This window comes from Bacillus sp. FJAT-44742, assembly GCF_002797315.1.
GTDB classification, from domain to species: domain Bacteria; phylum Bacillota; class Bacilli; order Bacillales; family Marinococcaceae; genus Thalassorhabdus; species Thalassorhabdus alkalitolerans.
Genome location: NZ_KZ454936.1, coordinates 1 through 2,988, shown reverse-complemented (window position 1 = coordinate 2,988; position 2,988 = coordinate 1). Strand labels below are relative to the sequence as shown.

General features: G+C 50.0%; 1 protein-coding gene, 1 tRNA gene and 1 rRNA gene. 1 reads left to right on the top strand and 2 read right to left on the bottom strand.

All coding sequences use genetic code 11. From position 1 onward, the window contains the following. Window positions 1–198: hypothetical protein (locus CEF17_RS20550; protein WP_232725366.1), on the top strand; the 198-nt coding region annotated here is incomplete at its 5' end. Between the two features lie 196 nt (window positions 199–394). Here CEF17_RS20550 and CEF17_RS00010 read toward each other — a convergent pair. Next, window positions 395–468, bottom strand: a tRNA-Gly gene (locus tag CEF17_RS00010). Between the two features lie 276 nt (window positions 469–744). Continuing rightward, window positions 745–2,988 (bottom strand): 23S ribosomal RNA (locus CEF17_RS00005); the annotation flags it as partial.

Sequence of the window (2,988 nt, the reverse complement as noted above, 5' to 3'; positions counted from 1 at the left end):
TTATCCGGTATTAGCCCCGGTTTCCCGGGGTTATCCCAGTCTGTAAGGCAGGTTGCCCACGTGTTACTCACCCGTCCGCCGCTCATTCCACAAGCTTTGCCCCGAAGGGCGCAGCTTGCTTCCTGCGCTCGACTTGCATGTATTAGGCACGCCGCCAGCGTTCGTCCTGAGCCAGGATCAAACTCTCCGATAAAATGAAGATGTTTGAAACTAACTTAACTTACTTTAATAGAAATTAACTGACGTTTGACTTTCATTCGATTTTCAAAGGACAACTTATCCGCCGTTTTTTTGGCGACTTAATCATCATAACACCTTCGCAATATGGTGTCAATAACTTTTTTTGCAACTTTGTGAAATGTTGAACTTTCGCTCACTCATTTTTTTCAAATAATGGAGCGGGTGATGGGAATCGAACCCACGACATCAGCTTGGAAGGCTGAGGTTTTACCACTAAACTACACCCGCAATATAGTATAACACTAGAATAAAATTTAAGCTGTCAAGAAGAATGTAGAATCTATTATAGCATATAACCTTATCCTCTTACAATAAACAATTCTTTCCAAATAATTAAAAAGATGTTTTTGAGGAAATAAAAAAACTATTGCCTTCAATAGTTTTTCAACTACTTTCTTATTTCTGCCTCAAAAACAAAGGCAACAAAAAGAGAACATCGTTCTCTCAAAACTGAATAACAGAGAAGAAATAGAGTGTATCACCGAGGCGCCCACCTATTTGTGTTAGGATAAGCCCTCGACCGATTAGTATCTGTCAGCTTCACGTGTCGCCACGCGTCCACCTCAGACCTATCAACCTTGTCATCTTCAAGGGGTCTTACTAGCTTGGCGCTATGGGAAATCTCATCTTGAGGGGGGCTTCATGCTTAGATGCTTTCAGCACTTATCCCGTCCACACGTAGCTACCCAGCTATGCTCCTGGCGGAACAACTGGTACACCAGCGGTGTGTCCATCCCGGTCCTCTCGTACTAAGGACAGCTCCTCTCAAATTTCCTGCGCCCGCGACGGATAGGGACCGAACTGTCTCACGACGTTCTGAACCCAGCTCGCGTGCCGCTTTAATGGGCGAACAGCCCAACCCTTGGGACCTACTTCAGCCCCAGGATGCGACGAGCCGACATCGAGGTGCCAAACCTCCCCGTCGATGTGAACTCTTGGGAGAGATTAGCCTGTTATCCCCAGGGTAGCTTTTATCCGTTGAGCGACGGCCCTTCCATACGGTACCGCCGGATCACTAAGCCCGACTTTCGTCCCTGCTCGACTTGTAGGTCTCGCAGTCAAGCTCCCTTTTGCCTTTGCACTCTTCGAATGATTTCCAACCATTCTGAGGGAACCTTTGGGCGCCTCCGTTACTGTTTAGGAGGCGACCGCCCCAGTCAAACTGCCCACCTGACACTGTCCCTGAACCGGATCACGGTCCGAGGTTAGAATTTCAGTACAGCCAGGGTAGTATCCCACCAGCGCCTCCACCGAACCTGGCGGTCCGGTTTCCAAGGCTCCTACCTATCCTGTACAAGCTGTACCAAAATCCAATATCAAGCTACAGTAAAGCTCCATGGGGTCTTTCCGTCCTGTCGCGGGTAACCTGCATCTTCACAGGTAATATAATTTCACCGGGTCTCTCGTTGAGACAGTGCCCAAGTCGTTGCACCTTTCGTGCGGGTCGGAACTTACCCGACAAGGAATTTCGCTACCTTAGGACCGTTATAGTTACGGCCGCCGTTTACTGGGGCTTCAATTCGAAGCTTCTCCCCGAAGGGGATAACCTCTCCTCTTAACCTTCCAGCACCGGGCAGGTGTCAGCCCCTATACTTCGCCTTGCGGCTTCGCAGAGACCTGTGTTTTTGATAAACAGTCGCTTGGGCCTTTTCACTGCGGCTCTCCGGGGCTTTAACACCCTAGAGAGCACCCCTTCTCCCGAAGTTACGGGGTCATTTTGCCGAGTTCCTTAACGAGAGTTCTCCCGAGCGTCTTAGAATTCTCATCCCACCTACCTGTGTCGGTTTGCGGTACGGGCACCTCTCACCTCGCTAGAGGCTTTTCTTGGCAGTGTAGGATCAGGAACTTCGGTACTATGATTTCCCTCGCCATCACAGCTCAGCCTTACAAGAAGCGGATTTGCCTGCTTCTCAGCCTACCTGCTTGGACGCGCATATCCAACAGCGCGCTTACCCTACCTTTCTGCGTCCCCCCATTACTCAAATGGTGAGGAGGTGGTACAGGAATTTCAACCTGTTTCCCATCGCCTACGCTTTTCAGCCTCGGCTTAGGACCCGACTAACCCTGAGCGGACGAACCTTCCTCAGGAAACCTTAGGTTTTCGACGGAAGGGATTCTCACCCTTCTTTTCGTTACTCATACCGGCATTCTCACTTCAAAGCGCTCCACTGGTCCTCACGATCCAGCTTCTCAGCCCTTTGAACGCTCCCCTACCACGAACACCTGATGGTGTTCATTCACAGCTTCGGTGATACGTTTAGCCCCGGTACATTTTCGGCGCAGAGTCACTCGACTAGTGAGCTATTACGCACTCTTTCAATGATGGCTGCTTCTAAGCCAACATCCTAGTTGTCTAAGCAACTCCACATCCTTTTCCACTTAACGTATACTTGGGGACCTTAGCTGGTGATCTGGGCTGTTTCCCTCTTGACTACGGATCTTAGCACTCGCAGTCTGACTCCCGAGAAATAAGTCTCTGGCATTCGGAGTTTGACTGAATTCGGTAATCCTGTAGGGACCCCTAGTCCAATCAGTGCTCTACCTCCAGGACTCTAACTCGAGGCTAGCCCTAAAGCTATTTCGGGGAGAACCAGCTATCTCCGAGTTCGATTGGCATTTCACCGCTACCCACACCTCATCCCCGCAATTTTCAACTTGCGTGGGTTCGGGCCTCCAACAGGTGTTACCCTGTCTTCACCCTGGACATGGGTAGATCACACGGTTTCGGGTCTACGACCACGTACTATG